The organism is Sinorhizobium fredii USDA 205 (genome assembly GCF_001461695.1).
Lineage (GTDB): Bacteria > Pseudomonadota > Alphaproteobacteria > Rhizobiales > Rhizobiaceae > Sinorhizobium > Sinorhizobium fredii.
Genome location: NZ_AUTC01000139.1, coordinates 30,057 through 47,329, shown reverse-complemented (window position 1 = coordinate 47,329; position 17,273 = coordinate 30,057). Strand labels below are relative to the sequence as shown.

Below are 17,273 nucleotides of genomic sequence, written 5' to 3'. Positions count from 1 at the left end.
TCCACCAACCCAAAGGGAGAATGAAGATGAGAACCGTGACAGGTCTCTTCGACGACTATGGCGATGCCCGCGACGCCGTGACCGATTTGGAAGCAGCCGGTGTGCCTTCTGACGACATCAGCATTGTCGCAAACAATAGAGGCGATTGGTATTCGACCGATAGCTCCAACGCGGCCGAAGGAGCCGGCACGGGGGCTGGCCTCGGCGCGGCTGGCGGTGGGGTGATCGGACTTCTGACGGGCCTCGGCCTTATGGCCATTCCCGGCGTTGGACCCGTCGTGGCCGCCGGATGGCTCGCCGCCACTGCCGCCGGGGCTGCAGCAGGTGCCGTCGCTGGCGGCGCGGCCGGAGGCATAATCGGCGCGCTGACAGACTCCGGGGTCAATGAAGAGGATGCCCATGTGTATGCGGAGGGAGTTCGCCGCGGAGGCACTCTAGTGACCGCAAGAGTGGACGACAGCCTTGCGCTCCAAGCAGAAGCAATATTGCAGCAACGAGACCGCGTCGATCCTGCCGCCCGCCGGAGCATCTATGCTGAAGAAGGGTGGTCGCACTTTGACGACAATGCGGATCCGTACACGCTGGAACAGGTTCAACGCGAGCGCGAGCGTTATCGCGCTATGATGCCGTAGCGGTATCAAATGATTGGTGACGGCGCCGACCTGGCGCCCTCACCAAAGCATCGCTAGACGCTCCACGGAACTAACCCCTGCGAACGTTGCCGTGGTCAGAGTCCAACCGCAAACCACACCGTCCACCGCAGTTGTGACGACGGGTTCTTTAGGAGGCCCAAAAGGATGTCACGACGCTTCTAATCATTGTCCTCTTAGGTGGCGGCTGGTACGGCCGAGGACGCTGGTACTAAGAGCTTGCCGCAGTGGGAATTTCGCCATGTCCACCTGAGTTTTCAGACGATCCGGAGCTTGCAGAAGCGTCCGCGCAAGATGCCGAGAAAAGCTCACAGGCCACTTACAGGCGGCCCGCGATTGGAGGAACGGCTCCGGGGAAGACCGCTCGGACGACGCACGCCCAGAGTTCGCCAGGGCGATGGCGATAGAGCCCGACTGTTATGAGACGAACTTGTTCTACGCGCTCTTCTGCCGAAGTGTTGGGGACTATGAGACCGCGATCCGGCACTACGTTGACGCCGCCGCCTCAGACCGGAGGACTATACGTCGCCGAACGCTCTGATCGGCCTCCTTCCCAGGAACAGCCCGGACATCAGGGCGAGCCTTTGTGTCGAACGTGCGGAGAGGGGTCGCGGCGATCGATCCCGAAGACCCGGCTCCGCTCTGCCGCGGCGCGGTGGCGATGGTCTATATGGGCAGACGTGAGGACGCCTCGAGATGGATCGGGAGGGCGCTTGCGATCGATCCGGACGATCCCGATCGTCCTGTACAACGCAGCGAGCGTCAGCGTCCTTCTCGGTAAACATTACGGGGCGATGCCATTCCTGGAGCAGGACGCGCGTGTCACCGACCGGAAGACGGCGGCCGGACTGCTGGAACACGACAGAGAATTCGAGAGCCTAAAGCATCTTCCCCGGTTCCGGGCGCTGATCTGACCGGAGCTGACGCGAAGGCGCGCTCCACCGGAAACCCCGTCCGGTCTTTCGTGAGTGCGGGAACTCCAAACCTTCATCTCATTTAGTCGGAACAGACATCCATGAGGAGAATCCATGCGAGGCGACCAGCAGAAGGACGTGGCTACCTGGTTCCGGTCGCTGGCGCTTGTGCAACCCGACGAGATGATTGGCCTGTGGCGAGGCACCGGCATCCCGTCCGGCCATCCTCTCGACGGCGTGCTCGAAAATCTAAACTGGTTCGGTAAGCGCTTCCACCCCGACATGCGGGCAGACGCCCTGCTTTTCCACGGGAGGCCGGGACGTCTCGTGCCGATGGAGCCGGGCTACCTCCCCATAGGGCTGGCGATCAAGTTCGCTCCGTTCGGGCGGACGTTCGTGGCGCGCAGCTGGTTCTCATACCTGCAGAAGGTGATTCGAGCACGCGGAACGACGGCTTCGTTGAGGCTTCACGCGCTCGGCGGCGTCGAAACGGCCGCCATGGTCTACGACGGGCAGCCGATCGTCGACTATTTCCGAAGGATCGACCGAGACGAGATTGCCGGAATGATGTGCGTGCAAGGCGACACCCGCAGGTACTTCTTCAAACTCCGAATGGTAGACGGCCCGACAGTCGGAGTGGCCACCTGACGAAGGGTAACTGATTCCGCGCACCGCCCTGGCTGGGTTTGCGCGTGGGCCTTGAGCAGGCGCAGCGATGCGCAGCACGATCCCCGTCTTGAGGGGATACGAACTGCGGACCCTCGAATGGAGCATTCACAGAGCGCGGTTCCCGTTAATGCATTATGCGATCTTCAAAGCAAAAACCAAGAACGCTCGCCGAGTTCGCGCTTCAACGGCCGCCGGATGACTTCCGCTCAGCGGCGCGCCTTCGACCCAAAGCGTCATGCCGCTACAAAAATGGCGCGAACCCGGCGCTGATAGTAATTTGACCGTGAGCGCGGTCGGCCGAAGGATTAATATGGGTCAGGAGCGACTGCCTTTTCATGAGGGATACGGCACGGGAGGTTTTCCATGTCCACGCGCTATATCGACCATCCGCTACAACCGGGCGACCGGGCCCCGAACATTGTGCTCGATGCGATCTCCCGCGGGGGGAAGATCGCCCTCGATGATTTTCGCGGCCGTAGCCCGTTGTTGATCGGTCTGTTTCGAGGCCTGCATTGCCCGTTCTGCCGGCGCCATGTTGCGGCAATGGCACAGCTCAATCCGGCCCTGCACGAGAAAGGCGTCCAATCTCTGGCGGTGGTAAACACCCCGGTTGAACGCGCCCGACTCTATTTCCGTTACCATCCGATCCCCGGTCTTCTTGCTGCATCCGACCCGGTACGCGCTTCGCACCGCGCCTTCGGCTTGCCCGAAGTCGGGGCGGATGCGGTCATGGCGATATTGATCGATCTTCCGGGCGAACTGCCCGAGCCAATGGGTGTGGTTGAAATGGACGAGTTTCTCAACAAGAAAGAAGGATATGAAATCACGGAAGCCGATCAGCAGATGATGACTTCCGACCAGGAGCAGCTTGTCGGCCAGTTCCTCATCGACCGGGAGGGCATCGTCCGCTGGACTTTCACTGAAGTTCTGGAGAGTGGGCTCCAGACGTTCAAGGCACCTAATCCTGAGGAATTGATGTCAGCAGTTTCCCAGGTTGCACATTAGCAGGCTGCCGAAGAACTCACTTGAAACCACTAACAAGGGGCGGCTCCTTCAGGCGTCTACATCTCCAACCGCCAGGAATTCCACAGACCTGCTTCGCAGACACCATTCCGCGGCGGAGCTTCGCCGCGGATTGAAGCGAGCCGCGCGGCCCTCGATATCCTCCGATATTGGCTCAGGTGGCCGGACCTATCGATGCCGGCTCGTTTGCCAGGACTGGTCGATTGAAGCCTGGCGGAAGTCCGAGGGCTGAAAATAAATCGTGATTCAGGATCGAGGAGATGCCCGCGATGGGGATCGTTGCGCCCGGGACACAGTGGCGGCAGTCATTGATAGAGCTGATGGATTCTTGCCCACTCGCTGAAGAAACTGCAATGGGCTTTTCTCCCAACTGGAGAAACCCGTCGGCATGGAAGCAGCCCACAATATAGCGATGAGACAAGTTGGGGGCGCCAGCCACACAATTCCGCATTGGCCCGGCTTTGCGCTGCGCGAGTTGCACGCCTTGAACCTATTCGGTCCGAAGACCAGCGGATCGCGCTTTATATTCGTTGATTATTCCAAGGATTTACGACGGTAAGTCCTGCCGCTTCAAAGGGGCTTACATCACGCGTCGCTATGATAAATCCCTTGGAGGCGGCAATGGCGGCAATATATCCATCGGGCGTCGGGAAGCCCTTGCCGGCCGCTCGGGCCTTCATGGCTAAGGCGGCATAATGCCGGGCAGCTCCGTTGTCGAACGGCAATACGCGATCGCCAAACAGTTCGAGCACGCCGTCAAGCGTTTCGCTCAGAGCTTTCTTGCGCCGGCCATCCGGCAATGCACCGATTCCAAACATCAGTTCGGCCAACGTCACACTGGACAGATGTAGGGTCTCGGCGACCTGCTCGTTCAGCCAGGAGTGCACGACCGGATTGGGAAACGGTTCCATCGCCTCGGAGACGACCTTCGTATCCAAGACGATCATTCAAACCTCATTGGCTCCGCCGGCGCCTTGTCACGTACCTCATCAAACACTGCGAAATCATCATTGGTCAGTCCCAGCCGCCGGCCGACCTCAGCCAAGGCATCCCCCATGCGAACGCGCTGCTCGGGCTTTACCACACTTTCCAGAATGTCACGGACTTTCGCCTCGGTGCTGCGGCCGTGCATCGCCGCCCGCACGCGTAAAGCACGATGCACCTCATCGGGCACATTCCTCACTGTCAGGATGGCCATAGTCAGATCCTCGAATTTGTCAATATGCAGTCGCATTGCAATTGCTTCAGTGGCTGCCTTTGCGATGTCCGTACAGCGGCAGCCGCTCAGAACAATGCAGCGATGTGCCAATCAGAAAGGGTCAGATCGTGCCTCTGCCACCAAGAGCATGGGAGTAGAGAGCGCCTGAGTGCGAGATTCCCGACGATACATTATGCAATCCTTTATATCCCAGGACGTGAACATCCTCGCAATTAAGCCGTGCACAGGGCTCGAGAAGAACGGCTCCTTTCGACCGCTCGCCGATGCAGCTAAGTTGTCCGTGATCGGGCGCGAAGCGGACGTTCACCTGTCTTGGCAGCGTCATCCTTGGAAAATCTGTCGGTGCCGGTGCTGTGCCAATCGCAACTGGGGAAACTGCAACCCCACATCTGATGCGACTGGCTCGTGCCAATTGTATCTATTTCCGAGACAATTCGGCTCATTTTCATAGCCTATTGTGATCATCCGTTCCCGATTAGGTTTCCACCCACACCAGTTGGCCATCAACGAAACGGTGGACGAAACTTCAACATCGGAGAACTGCCATGCTCACTCGTAGAGGACTCATCAAGAGCGCAGCGGCGCTTTTCGCAGCCGGATCGATATCGGGCGGGTTCAACCCGGTCCTTGCAAAGGCTCCTTTTCGACCTTTCCAGGCTCCCGGCTTTTACAGAATGAAGCTGGGTCGCTTCGAACTGACGGCGCTTTCGGACGGTACAATTCCTTTGCCACTTCCGGAACTTCACACAAATACCGACGCCGACGAAGCCCGGAAAGCGCTGGCCGCGGCATTTATGGGCACGCCGACAGAAACGTCGGTCAACGCCTTCCTCGTCAACACGGGGGACAGGCTGGTGTTGATCGACGCTGGTACGGGCACCTATCTCGATGGTGCGCTCGGCGAGCTCGTCGCCAATCTCGAGGCGGCCGGCTACAAGACGGACCAGGTGGACGAGATCATTCTAACCCATATCCACACCGACCATTCCGGCGGGCTGACGATCGAAGGCAAGCCGGTGTTCGCCAACGCGACTGTCTACGTCAACAAGCGCGAATACGATTTCTGGATGACAACGCCTGTGGAGAGTCGACCGGCCAATGTGCCGCCGAGCCATTTCATCGAGGCGCATGCGAGTCTGAAGCCCTATGCCGAGGCCGGCAGAGTTCGGACCTTTGCCGATAACGCAGGAATCTTGCCGGGCGTCGGCTCGATCCTGCGGGCCGGGCACACGCCGGGACACAGCTCGATCGTCGTCGAAAGCGCAGGCGACAAGATCGTTTTCTGGGGCGACATCACCCATGGAAACGTGATGCAGTTCGACGAGCCGGACGTGGCGATCCAGTTCGATACGGACCAGGCCGAGGCCGTTGGTGCGAGAGTGGCAGCCTTCGAGCATGCCGCCGATGGCAAATACCTGGTGGCCGGCGCTCACATTGCCTTTCCCGGCATCGGCCATGTTCGCCGCGATGCGACAAATTACGACTGGGTTCCTGTCAACTATGCCTCTTGACGGCGACCCATCCTGGCGCAACAGAGCGGAGTCCGTTGCGCTGGTTTCATGTCTGAGCGGCACTAATCGCCAGCATTGACATTAGAGGCCCACAAGAGGCCGCGTGCGGCCACCCGGAACGAAAAGCCCCCTTCGCCATGCCCCTCCAGCAGACGCGACTAGCGCGAAGCGCCCGCATTGTCGCCAGGGATCTCGGTAAGGTTCAGCCGCGGCACCAGAAAGTCGAGGAATGCCCTGACCTTTGGCGGCTGGATACGTCCGCCGGCCCTCATCGCGTAAAGCGTGGGGGCCGGTCCGGACCATTCGGGAAGGACGCGGACGAGACGTCCCGCGGCGACATCCGCCCTGACGCGGACATGATTGGTCATGTGAAGACCCTCGCCGGCCAACAGAAAGCCGTGCAACCCTTCAGGATCGCTGGCCACCGCAACGGGGCGGACCGGGAACTCGTTGCGCTGCCCCTCGCGCGTCAGAGGCCAGGCATGCACCGGCTTGTCGAAATAGAACTGTGTCAGCAGGCAGGCATGATTGATGAGCTCTGCCGGGTCCGAAGGGGCTGCGTGCCGGTCAAGATAGGCAGGAGCCGCATATATGCCCATTGGCAGATCACCAAGCCGGCGGGCACTGAGCGAGGAATCCGGCAAAGGCCCATCCCACAGACGAAGCGCGATATCGATCTCCTTGGTAACGACATCCAGCACCTCATGGGCCAGAAGCAACTGCGGATAGACATCGGGGTAAAACCTTCGGAATTCGCTGAGCACCGGCGCTAGAATGCGCGTCGACAACCAGTACGGAGATGTGATCCTAAGCCAGCCCTTGGGATGTTGTTGAAGCTCGGCCACGGCGCTTTCGGCATCTTCGATATCCTTGACCAGACCCTCGCAATGCTGGAAGTAGATCGTACCAGCCTCGGTGAGCTTGAGGCTGCGCGTTGTCCTGTGGAGAAGCTGGGCCCCTAACCGCGCCTCCAATTCCTGTACCTTGCGGCTGATCCGCGTCTTCGGCGTTCGCAGTGCGCGCGCCGCGCCGGTGAAACTGCCCTCCTGCACGACCTTTACGAATGCCACCGTATCGCTGAAGTCGCGCAGCAAACGCTCTCCTCCCATTGTCCTTGAATTCGGGACAATGAAGACCGATTTCGCCAGATAATCAAGCCAGTTCATTTCTTCTATCTGTCGATTGTCCCAATCGGGATAAAGACAGAAGGAGAAAGAAATGGCAAACTTGAACGGGACCAGTCCCGATTTCAATGCAAGCACTGCCGAGAACCCCTCAAGAGACGGCACCGAGCGGGTGCAGAATGTCGTCCTCGTACACGGGGCCTTCGCCGATGGTTCAGGCTGGCGTGGCGTATACGACGAGCTGACCGCCGGCGGCTACACCGTCGCCATCGTCCAGAACCCGCTGACCTCGTTCGAGGACGATGTGGCCGCCACCCGCCGCGTCATCGCGCGGCAGAATGGCCCCGTCATCCTCGTCGGACATTCCTACGGCGGCACGGTGATTACCGAGGCGGGTGACGACCCCCAGGTCGCCGGACTCGTCTATGTCGCGGCGTTCGCGCCCGAACTCGGCCAGTCCACCCTCGACCAATACGCCGAGGTGCCGCCGCCGCCCACCTTCCAGCCCGACGTCCAGCCGGACGGGTTCGCCTATCTGAAGGCGGAGACGTTTCAGGCGGGCTTTGCCGCCGACACCAGCGAAAGCGACGGCGCATTCCTTCGCGACACCCAGGTCCCGATCGCGATGAAAGCGCTCGAGGCAAAGGTCAGGAAGGTGGCGTGGAAGATCAAGCCGAGCTGGTACGTGGTAGCGACCGAGGACGGGGCAATTGCGCCCAATCTTCTTCGCAGCACGGCCCGGCGCATCGGTGCCGACACGACCGAGGTGGCAGGCAGCCATGTCGTTTTCCTCACCCAGCCCTCGGCGGTCGCCGGCGTCATCGATCGCGCGGCCCGCCGTGCAGCCAAAACCGCCTCAATCGACCCGTCCGCGAGCCCGAAAGCCGCCTGAAGTCCACAGAGCAATCATCCAAACGAAGTCGATCAACACAATTACGAATGAAGGAGCGATGACATGAATAAGGTATTTGCTACGGCGGCTCTGTCCGCATTCGCCTCCACCGCTGCGCTTGCTGCTCCGGTTCTCGAGCCGCACGCCCAGGCTTTTGCCGCTGCGGCCGCCAAGGCCGCGCCACTTTACACCTTGCCTTATGACGAGGCGCGCCAGGTGCTTTCCACCGTGCAGAGTTCGACTGTGGCGAGCCCGGCCACGGTTAGTAGGGACGATGTCTGGCCGATCGGCCCGACGGGCAAGGTGCGCGTGCGCATCGTTCGCCCGGAAAATGCGCGCGGCTCACTGCCCGCCGTCATGTACTTTCACGGGGGCGGCTGGGTCATGGGCGATCGGAACACGCATGATCATCTGATCCGCGAACTGTCGGCCCAGGCCCACGCAGCGGTCGTCTTCGTCGAATACGACAATGCCCCTGATGTTAAGTATCCCGAAAACAACGAGCAGGCCTATGCTGCGCTCGAATATATCGTCAAGCATGCTAATGCGCTCGACCTCGATGCCGACCGCATTGCCGTTGCCGGCGACAGCGCGGGCGGCAACATGGCGGCAGCCGTCACGCTGCTATCCAAGGAGCGGCAAGGCCCCAGGATCATTCATCAGGTGTTGTTCTACCCAGTCACCGACGATGTCTCCGACAACGCGTCCTACCGGGTGTTTGGAGAGGGGCCGTTCCTGACCCGCAAGGCGATGGACTATTTCCTCGAAGCGAACTTCCCCGACGAGTACCGCGACGATGTGCTGGCCTTCCCGCTGAAGGCAACGGTCAAGCAACTCGAGGGGTTGCCGAGCGCCACGGTGATCGTTGCAGAAATCGATCTGCTCCGCGACGAGGGCGAGGCTTATGCCCGCAAGCTGTTGCAGGCCGACGTCGCCGTCACATCGACGCGCTATATCGGCACCATTCATGACTTCGTGATGCTGAACGCCCTTGCCGACAGCGCGCCCGCCAAGGCCGCAATTGCCCAAGCAAGCACCGCGCTGCGTGCCGCTTTCGCGAAATAAAACGTGGGATTGGAAACCCGATCCGGCCGGACGACATCGCTGTCCTCCGGCCGATTTTTTCGCCAGAACCAAATGCTGTGGGGTTGGCAAACGGGAGGCCCTGGTTAAATCCCAGCCTTGAATCCTTCGGCGGGCCGAGCCCGGCGCGCGAACTGCAGCTTCCAGCCGCGGGAGACATCTGGTCCAGTTTCGACCCTGGCTGTGTAGAAACGCGTTTTCACACAGCCTGGACCCACTGCGGACATTGGCCGCTAGCGGCCAGAACTTCTTCAAAAGTTCGACCGGCCGCTTTTGGAGCCGGCGGCCGCATACTGCCAAGATCGATTCTCGGCTCTCGAAAGGGAAGGCATTGTAGAATTCTGCGGTCTAGTCGACCCTAGAGGTGCGGGCTCCAGCCCCGTGGCTGTGCTCCAAGGCGCCTTCAAGCAAGGCACGTGTCGAGTGATTCTTACAACCGCTTCAGAATGGCTTCTGATGCCTTCTCCGCGATCATGATCACCGGCGAGTTCGTGTTGCCGGAGACAATCGTCGGCATGATGGAGGCGTCTACGACGCGCAATCGGCCGATGCCGTGCACGCGTAGCTTCGCGTCCACCACTGCCATAGGGTCACTTCCCATCTTGCAGGTACCGACCGGGTGGAAGATGGTTGTGGCGATGTCGCCGGCGCGCCGGATCAGATCCTCATCGCTGTCGTGCTCGCGGCCGGGAAGCATTTCCTGCGGCCGGAATCGCGCTAGCCCCTTCGTTCCCATGAGGCTGCGGGCGTGGCGGATGGACCTCGCCGCAAGCAATCGATCGCCGGCGGTGGAGAGATAGTTTGGGCGGATTTCAGGTAGCTGTGCCGCATCACGCGCGGTGACATGCACCGTGCCGCGGCTTTCGGGCCGGAGATTGCAGACGGAGACGGTGACGGCCGGATAGCGGTGCAACGGCTCACCGAGCCGGTCCGTGCTAAGCGGCTGGACGTGATACTCGAGATCGGCCGTCGCGACGGCCGGGTCGCTCTTGGCGAAGATCCCGAGCTGGCTCGGCGCCATTGAGAGCGGGCCGGATCGGCTGATGGCATATTGCAGACCCATGCCGGCGCGGCTGAAGAGGTTGTGATAGAGCTGGTTCAGTGTGCGCGCGCCTTTGATCTTGAAGACGGTGCGGATCTGTAGGTGGTCCTGAAGGTTCTCGCCGACGCCCTGAAGGTCGTGGTGGACTGGAATGCCGAGGGCGGACAGCAAGTGCGGTCGACCGACGCCCGACAGCTCCAGGATTTTTGGCGAGTTGATGGCACCCGCAGACAACACCACTTCGCGTGATGCATGAGCGATGCAGAGGCGGCCGCCAAGGCGGAAACGCACGCCGGTGACCATCTTGCCGTCGAATTTCAGCCGTTCGGTCTCGGCCCCAGTCAGGACGCGCAAATTCTTGCGCTTCATTGCCGGTCGCAGGAAGGCTTTTGTTGTGTTCCAGCGCAGGCCGCCGCGCTGGTTGACCTCGAAATAGCCGGAACCCTCGTTGTCGCCACAGTTGAAGTCGTCGGTCTTCGGGATGCCGAGCTCTTCCGCCGCATCGCGGAATGCGTCAAGGATCGGCCAGGAGACGCGCTGGCGCTCGACTCGCCATTCGCCGCCGGCGCCGTGCATCGCCGACTTGCCGCGGTAATTGTCCTCCGACTTCAAGAAATAGGGCAGCACGTCGTCCCAACCCCAGCCGGCATTGCCCGCCTGCCGCCAGCCGTCATAGTCGGCTGCCTGGCCGCGCATGTAGATCATGCCGTTGATCGAGGAACAGCCGCCGAGCACCTTGCCGCGCGGATAGTTCAACGCACGGCCGTTGAGGCCGGCTTCGGGTGCCGTCTTCATCAGCCAGTCGGTGCGCGGATTACCCATGCAGTAGAGATAGCCGATCGGCACATGCACCCAGTGGTAGCGGTCCGAGCCCCCCGCTTCGAGCAGCAGAACCCGGCTCTTCGGATCAGCCGAGAGCCGGTTCGCCAGGACGCAACCTGCCGAGCCGGCGCCGACAATAATGAAATCGTAGGTGCCTTCATCTACCGCAGTTTCAATTGTGGGCATGGTCACGCCGCAACTCCCGTTCCCTTGTTTTCCGGCGCCGAAAGCCGCCGCCAGATCGGCATCATGGCGTCGGTAATGTCCTTGTAGAGGGCGTAGCGCCGGTTATAGTGGGCGGCGAGAGCGCCTTTCGGCCTGTATTCGCGGTCGACACGCACCATGGCGGCCGCGCCATGGGTGAAATCGGCGAAGAGACCGACGCCCGTTCCCGCGGCGATCGCGGCACCCAGCGCTCCCGTTTCCCGCGAGGCGGCGACGGAGACCGGAACGCCGAGCACATCGGCAAAGATCTGCGGCCAGAGGCGGCTGCGCGAGCCGCCACCGGACAGTACGGTTTCGTCGAAGCTGGCCCCCGCCTTACGGATCGTCTCGATATGCTGGCGGTGGCCGAAGGCGACGCCTTCGAGGAGAGCACGGATCAGATGCGCCTTGCTGTGCCAGCCCGCGATCCCATAGAAGCCTGCCCGCGCGTGGCCGTCCTGCTGGGCGCCGTAGAGATAGGGGTGGTAGAGCGGATCGTCCGCAGCCGGTTCGACGGTAGCCGCCAGCGCGCAGCAAGCATCGAAGGGCGAGAGGTTCCCCGCATGCTCACCATCGAAGAATTCCCGCACTAGCCATTCGAGATTAACAGCCGAGGTGGCACTGTTTTCCATCGCCATGTAGCGGGTGCGGTCGAAGGTCGAGGACATAAAGACGGGTCCATCGAGATCGGGACCGTCTATGATGACCTGGTTGATGCTCCAGGTGCCCGCGATGATCGAGGCGCTGCCGGTGCGCGACACGCCGGAACCGAGCGCAGAGGCGACGACGTCGAAGAGTCCCCCGATCACCGGTGTGCCGGAGGCAAGCCCAGTTTCCTGCGCCACCCTCTCCGTAATCGTGCCGGCGATGTCGGCGCTTTCAATGAGCGGCGGCAGCAGGTCCATGCAATCGGCGAGCCCGTAGGCGTCCATCAGCGTCCTGTCATAGCTGCGGGCGGCTAGATCGAGCAGACCGGCACCGGACATGTCCGACACCTCGCTGACGCGGCGTCCGGTCAGGCGGTTGACGACGAAATCCTTGGAGAAGAACACCGTACCGATGCGCTTGAAGACCTCCGGCCGGTGGCGCTTCAGCCAGGCAAGAAGCGTCGGCGTCTGTGAGGGCCAAGGGCGTTGGCGCGCGATTGGATAGGTCCGGTCGCCGACGCCTTCCGCCGCCCATTCATCGACGAGGCTGGTCGCCCGCGTGTCGAGTGACTGTATGCCGAGGAACGGTTCGCCGTCGCGGTCGAGTGCATAGAGCCCGTTGCCATGGCCGGCACAGCCGATCGCGGCGATGTCGCTCGCCGCGACTCCCGCCTTGTCGAGGCAGGTGCGGATGACTTGCTTGGCATTCGTCCAGAGTTCGCCGAGATCGCGCTCGACATGGCCGGGGCATGGCATGCGGCTGTGACCCTCCTCCCCGGCATACGCCAGTTCCCGGCCGGTCCGGTCGAAGATCACCGCCTTGATGACGGTGTTGCCGGCGTCGATCCCCAACAGATAGTCTCCCATTCGGAACCCCTCCCAAGGTTCGTTTACGCCTTTAACCCTGCAGATAGAAAGCGAAGGCGTCCTCGCCGCTTGCATCCTCGTGCACGATCGCCATCAGCCCACGCACCACGGCGCTAGGATTGGCATGCTGGTAGATGTTGCGCCCATAGACCATGCCCATGGCGCCCTGCCGCATCAAGGCGGCTGATTTGTCGAAGACGGCGCGAAGATCCTCCTTGCCGCCGCCGCGCACCAGAACCGGGCAGCGCGCCGCGTCGACGACGCGGTGGAAATCCTCCGCATTGGTCGTCGGGTCCGCCTTGACGATATCGGCACCCATCTCGCGGGCAAGCCGCGTCAACGTGACAATCTTTTCCGCATCGCCGTCGACCATGTAGCCGCCGCGTTCCGCCACGGGCTGCATGACGAGCGGTTCGATCATCAGCGGCATGCCGTATCGTTCGCAGTCTGCCCGCACGCGCGAAATGTTCTGGACGCATTGGCGGAAGAGATCGGGTTCATCCGGCAGCATGAAGAGATTGACCACCACGCAGGCGGCATCCATCTGCAATGCGCCGATCAGCGGCTCGGCCTCGTTCTGCAATACCGCCCACATGTCGCGATGGCGGATGTGGTTATAAGGATTGCCCATGTCGATGCGCATGACGAGCGCCGGCTTGTCCTTACCGGGCATGTCCTGCAACAGGTCGGCCTGGCCGTAGTTCATCTGGATCGCGTCAGGTCTGGCATCGACCAGCGCCCTTACGACGGCTGGCATGTTCACCAGCCCATCGAGGAAGGACGGCTCGTTGCACACGCCGTGGTCGATCGCCACGTCCAGGCAACGGCCGTTGCCGAACAGCCGGTTCATCCTGACCTTTCGGTTGTTTCGCATAATTCACTCCTTTGTTCGTTCCTTGCGGAAAGGGTTGCCTCCGCGACGCCGTGGCGCTCGCGCATGAGGGTGAGAAAATGGCTGCGCTCCTCGGCCTTGCGTGGCGCCGGCCAGCCCTTTTCGGTTGCAAGCAGATCGAGGGCGGCCTCGGCCGTGTCGAGGGAAAGCTCGCCGGTGATAGCCAGCGTCGTGCGCCGCAGCAGCAGGTCGTCCAGATGTTCGACCGCCTCCGTGCGAATGAGATAGAGGAGCTCCCGGGCGCTGTAGCCGGTATGGGGCATGAGGTAGTCCGGCCCCGCGGCGGTGAAGCGGACGACGCCCTCAGCATCTGTCCCGTAGCGCTCGAAAAGCATCGCAACGCGATCGAGCGAAACGCCTGACGATTCCGACAGATCCCGAATCCAACCGCTACGGTCTTTAGGAAACACTCGTCCGCCGCCGAAGGTGCGATCCGCCGTGTCGACACGGCGGCTCCAGTCAAGCCGTTCCAACGCCATGTCGGCGGCGAGTGCGCCGAAGGAGCGGAAGGTCGTCCACTTGCCGCCGATCATGCAGAGCACGGGCGGTCCGCCCTCGCGGTCTTCGAGCACGGTGCAGAAATGGTCGCGCGGGATGCGGCCGGTGAAGCTGTCGTTGCTGGCCGGCAGCGGGCGTACCCCGGCGAATTGGAAGACGATCTCCTCCGGTCGGATGCGCACGCCCGGCAGCACGAAGGCAAGCGATTGCAGGATATAGTCTCGCTCATCGGCCCCGCACCGCACCGTGCCGGGATCGTCGACGCGGATATCCGTCGAGCCAACCAGCACCTTGCCGAGATAGGGAAACAGGATGCAAATGCGGCCGTCCTCGTTCTCGTAGTAGATCATGTGCCCGCCGAGGATGTCGCGGAGCGCGGGATTGTCGATGATCAGATGCGAGCCCTTCGTGCCGCCCATCAGTCGCGCGGGCCGCGTGTCTGCGGGAAGCAGCGCGGCGTTCGCGATATCAATCCAGCCGCCGGTAGCATTGATGACCAGCCGCGGCTGCATCAGAACGTTTCGCCAGAAAGGCAGTCATGCAGCAGGAATTCCCTGGCGCCGGCTCTCTCGATTGTCGCGTAGTTCAGGGCCTGGGCATTCGGCCCGGCGGAGAGACCGTCGCGCAACAGCTCGATGCCGAGGCGTTCGGGATGGCTGACCCAGGCATCGTAGTAGGTCGCGGAGCTGCGGATCGCCGGGTTGAGCGCCGGCCATTTTTCCAGCGTCGCCTTGCGGCCGCGGCACTGGTGGCGAGGCATCAGCGCCCGCTTGCGCGTCAGGAAATCGTAGATGCCGAGGCCCACCTTGATAGCGACGGCACCGCGACGGCTGGGCCGGCGGGTGAGGCCGAGAAAACGCACGATCCCGTTGGCAAGACCAGAGAAGATATCGAAGATCGGCACCGTGGTCGGAAGTGGGGCGACATAGTGGGGGGCGTTGCGCAGCAGCCGGTCGCGCTCGACGAGCGACTCCTGCACCAGGCCGAACTCACCGTTCTCCAGATAGCGCAGACCACCATGAACCATGCGCGAGAGGGCAGCGCTCGCGCCGGAACAATAGTCGCCCTTCTCGACCAGCAGCACGTTTACGCCCTGCAGCGCCAGCTCGCGGAAGACGCTGAGGCCGTTGATGCCGCCGCCGAGGACGCACACGTCCACGTTCGGACTGCGGCGCAGCCCGTCCATTGTCTCTCTCCGGTTCATGATGACAGTCCGTTATCCGTCCATGTTGGCCAGCTTCGCAGAAACGGCCGTTTCGATCGTCGCAAGGTCTTCCGCGGCAAGCCGCAAGGTTCCGGCTCGCGCATTGTCGAGCGCCTGCGCCGGGTTGCGCGCTCCACACAGGGCAAAGGTCACGCCCGGCCGCTTGAGCGTCCAGGCGATTACAGTCTGCGCGATGCTGGCGCCGTGCCGCTCTGCAACGGGCCGGATCGCCTCGGCGAAATCCTTAGCCTTGCGCCGATTGGCAACGGAAAAGCGCGGGTTGTCCTTGCGCTGGTCGTCGCCGGAAAAGACGCGGTCCGGTCCGATCGCGCCGGAGAGCAGGCCGAGCGCCAGCGAGGAATAGCTGAGCGTCGACACGTCGTTGGCAACAGTGAGCGGCAGCAGGTCCGCCTCGATCCCGCGATCGATCATGCTGAACCGCTCCTGGATCGCGTCGAGCGATCCGGTGTTGATGTATTGCTCCAGCTCCGACCGGTTGACGTTGCTGGCGCCGATCGCGCGGATTTTTCCCGCCCGCTTCAGCTCTTCAAGCGCCGCGACCGTCTCCTCGATGGGCGTCGTCGCGTCTTGCCAGTGGGTGATGTAGAGGTCGATATAATCCGTGCCGAGCCGGCGCAGGCTTTGCTCAACCTCATAGATGATCGTGTCCCGGCCGAGATAACGATGGACGGGCCTGCCGTCCTGTTCGAAGAAGTGATTGCCTTTCTGCGTGTGCCAGACGAGGCCGCATTTCGTGACGATCACCGCCTGTTCGCGGCGGCCGGCGATTGCCTTGCCGACGATCTCTTCCGACCGACCGAGACCATAGGCCGGTGCCGTGTCGACGAGGGTGACGCCGGCATCGAGGGAGGCGTGAATGGCGGCAATCGATTCCGCCTCGTCCGTTCCCCCCCACATCCATCCGCCGATCGCCCAGGTGCCGAGGCCGACGGCCGATGCCTTGACGCCGGAGCGCCCGATCTCGCGGGTTAACTGCTCACCGCTCATGCGGAAAATCCTCCCTCGGACGCAATTTCAAGAATACGCGCGCCGGTCGCCTCGTCGGTGACGAGCGTGTCGAGATGGTTGCCGCGCATGACGCTGAGAATCGGGCCCGCCTTATTCGGTCCGCTGGCGACGCCGATCTTGGTCGGGATCGAGGCGAATTCCTCAAGCGTCAGCGACACCAGCGAACGGTTGAGGCTGTAGTCGCAAATCTGACCCCGGTCGTCGAGCAGGTGGGCGAGCAGTTCGCAGGTCGCGCCGGAACGTTCGATCGCCGCCCGGTCGGTGCTGGAAGACGGATGCAGGTCGTAGTAGCTCGAGTCGTCGGTAAGGATCGAGCCGATGCCGACCACCGCCACGTTCGCTTCGCGCGCCCGTTTGAAGACATCGGCGACGGAGCGGATATTGATCAGCATTTCTCGCTGCTCGGCATCGTCGGCGAAGAGGGGCGCGTGGATCTGGTAGGAGCGCCCGCCGAGCCGCTCGGCCATCAGGGTCGAGACATGGTTGACGTCGGTATAGTGCTTGCCCTGCACGCAGCCCGTTGCCGGAATAACCTCGACATCGAAACGGCGCGGCGGCTGCAGGCCGGCGACGACGGCGCTCACTCCTTTGCCGCCAGTTATACAGATTGTGTCTCGGTCGCCGATCTCATCGAGCAGCAGGCGGGCCGCCGCTTCTCCGACCGCCAGGAGCGCGGTCTGCGGATTGTCGGAAATGGTCGGCACCACGACCGCACGGCTGATGCCGCCGAGCGCGAGCAGACGCTCCTCCATGTCGACCAGCGGCTCGACCGGCGACTTGATCTTGATCTCGACGAGGCCGAGCTGGCGCCCCCGCTTGATCAGACGGTTGACGGTGGCTTGCGAAATCCCGAGCTGACCGGCGATCTGTGCCTGCGTCAAACCCTCCATATAGTGCAGGACGAGCGCCTGGTGCATCTGGCGCGCGATGACGATTTCCTCGCGTGGGGCTGTCGTTCTGGGTTTCAGTTTCGCAATTGGCAT

15 protein-coding genes and 1 pseudogene are annotated in these 17,273 nt (G+C 62.2%); 7 read left to right on the top strand and 9 right to left on the bottom strand.

The annotated features are described in order from the left end of the window. Positions 1-26: 26 nt before the first annotated feature. The 4 genes from N181_RS16345 (at position 27) to N181_RS16330 (ending at position 3,238) form a co-directional block, all read left to right on the top strand. Entirely contained in the window at positions 27-632 is a 606-nt protein-coding gene (locus N181_RS16345) for a general stress protein (protein WP_037395543.1), read from the top strand. Positions 633-1,363: 731 nt separating this feature from the next. Continuing rightward, on the top strand, positions 1,364-1,564 hold the full coding sequence (locus N181_RS16340; RefSeq protein WP_037395547.1) for a hypothetical protein: 201 nt from the start codon (positions 1,364-1,366) through the stop codon (positions 1,562-1,564). A gap of 114 nt (positions 1,565-1,678) precedes the next feature. After that, positions 1,679-2,212 carry a GXWXG domain-containing protein gene (locus N181_RS16335; protein ID WP_037434071.1) on the top strand — a complete coding sequence of 178 codons (534 nt, stop codon included), beginning with the start codon at positions 1,679-1,681 and terminating at the stop codon, positions 2,210-2,212. Positions 2,213-2,596: 384 nt separating this feature from the next. Next, on the top strand, positions 2,597-3,238 hold the full coding sequence (locus tag N181_RS16330; RefSeq protein WP_037395551.1) for a peroxiredoxin-like family protein: 642 nt from the start codon (positions 2,597-2,599) through the stop codon (positions 3,236-3,238). Positions 3,239-3,777: 539 nt separating this feature from the next. Here the strand turns inward: N181_RS16330 and N181_RS16325 are convergent. Both N181_RS16325 and N181_RS16320 read right to left on the bottom strand, forming a co-directional pair. Next, entirely contained in the window at positions 3,778-4,203 is a 426-nt protein-coding gene (locus N181_RS16325; RefSeq protein ID WP_037434069.1) for a type II toxin-antitoxin system VapC family toxin, read from the bottom strand. Continuing rightward, entirely contained in the window at positions 4,200-4,454 is a 255-nt protein-coding gene (locus N181_RS16320; protein WP_037395557.1) for a FitA-like ribbon-helix-helix domain-containing protein, read from the bottom strand. The genes N181_RS16325 and N181_RS16320 overlap by 4 nt, the downstream gene beginning before the upstream one ends. A 566-nt stretch (positions 4,455-5,020) precedes the next feature. Here N181_RS16320 and N181_RS16315 point away from each other — a divergent pair. After that, positions 5,021-5,986: an MBL fold metallo-hydrolase gene (locus N181_RS16315; protein ID WP_060563587.1), complete on the top strand. Its 966-nt coding sequence runs from the start codon at positions 5,021-5,023 to the stop codon at positions 5,984-5,986. Between the two features lie 158 nt (positions 5,987-6,144). Here the strand turns inward: N181_RS16315 and N181_RS16310 are convergent, their stop codons facing one another. Beyond that, the gene (locus tag N181_RS16310) at positions 6,145-7,152 is read right to left on the bottom strand and encodes a LysR family transcriptional regulator (RefSeq protein WP_234885893.1); all 1,008 of its coding nucleotides are present in this window, start codon (positions 7,150-7,152) and stop codon (positions 6,145-6,147) included. 52 nt (positions 7,153-7,204) lie between these two features. Between N181_RS16310 and N181_RS16305 the strand changes: the two genes are divergently transcribed. Both N181_RS16305 and N181_RS16300 read left to right on the top strand, forming a co-directional pair. Continuing rightward, complete coding sequence (locus tag N181_RS16305; protein WP_037434067.1) at positions 7,205-8,002, top strand: alpha/beta fold hydrolase; 798 nt, start codon at positions 7,205-7,207, stop codon at positions 8,000-8,002. A gap of 63 nt (positions 8,003-8,065) precedes the next feature. Next, positions 8,066-9,067: an alpha/beta hydrolase gene (locus tag N181_RS16300; RefSeq protein ID WP_037434066.1), complete on the top strand. Its 1,002-nt coding sequence runs from the start codon at positions 8,066-8,068 to the stop codon at positions 9,065-9,067. Between the two features lie 448 nt (positions 9,068-9,515). Here N181_RS16300 and N181_RS16295 read toward each other — a convergent pair whose 3' ends face one another. From N181_RS16295 to N181_RS16270, 6 genes and pseudogenes are all read right to left on the bottom strand, one after another. Continuing rightward, complete coding sequence (locus N181_RS16295; protein ID WP_037395563.1) at positions 9,516-11,135, bottom strand: GMC family oxidoreductase; 1,620 nt, start codon at positions 11,133-11,135, stop codon at positions 9,516-9,518. A gap of 2 nt (positions 11,136-11,137) precedes the next feature. Next, entirely contained in the window at positions 11,138-12,667 is a 1,530-nt protein-coding gene (locus N181_RS16290) for an FGGY-family carbohydrate kinase (RefSeq protein WP_060563585.1), read from the bottom strand. Positions 12,668-12,698: 31 nt separating this feature from the next. After that, positions 12,699-13,541 carry a class I fructose-bisphosphate aldolase gene (locus N181_RS16285; protein WP_037434061.1) on the bottom strand — a complete coding sequence of 281 codons (843 nt, stop codon included), beginning with the start codon at positions 13,539-13,541 and terminating at the stop codon, positions 12,699-12,701. Next, a pseudogene (locus N181_RS16280) lies at positions 13,514-15,261 on the bottom strand (glycerol-3-phosphate dehydrogenase/oxidase). The gene N181_RS16285 and the pseudogene N181_RS16280 overlap by 28 nt, the downstream one beginning before the upstream one ends. Positions 15,262-15,273: 12 nt before the next feature. Continuing rightward, entirely contained in the window at positions 15,274-16,269 is a 996-nt protein-coding gene (locus N181_RS16275; RefSeq protein WP_037434051.1) for an aldo/keto reductase, read from the bottom strand. Beyond that, the gene (locus N181_RS16270; protein ID WP_037395579.1) at positions 16,266-17,273 is read right to left on the bottom strand and encodes a sugar-binding transcriptional regulator; all 1,008 of its coding nucleotides are present in this window, start codon (positions 17,271-17,273) and stop codon (positions 16,266-16,268) included. The genes N181_RS16275 and N181_RS16270 overlap by 4 nt, the downstream gene beginning before the upstream one ends.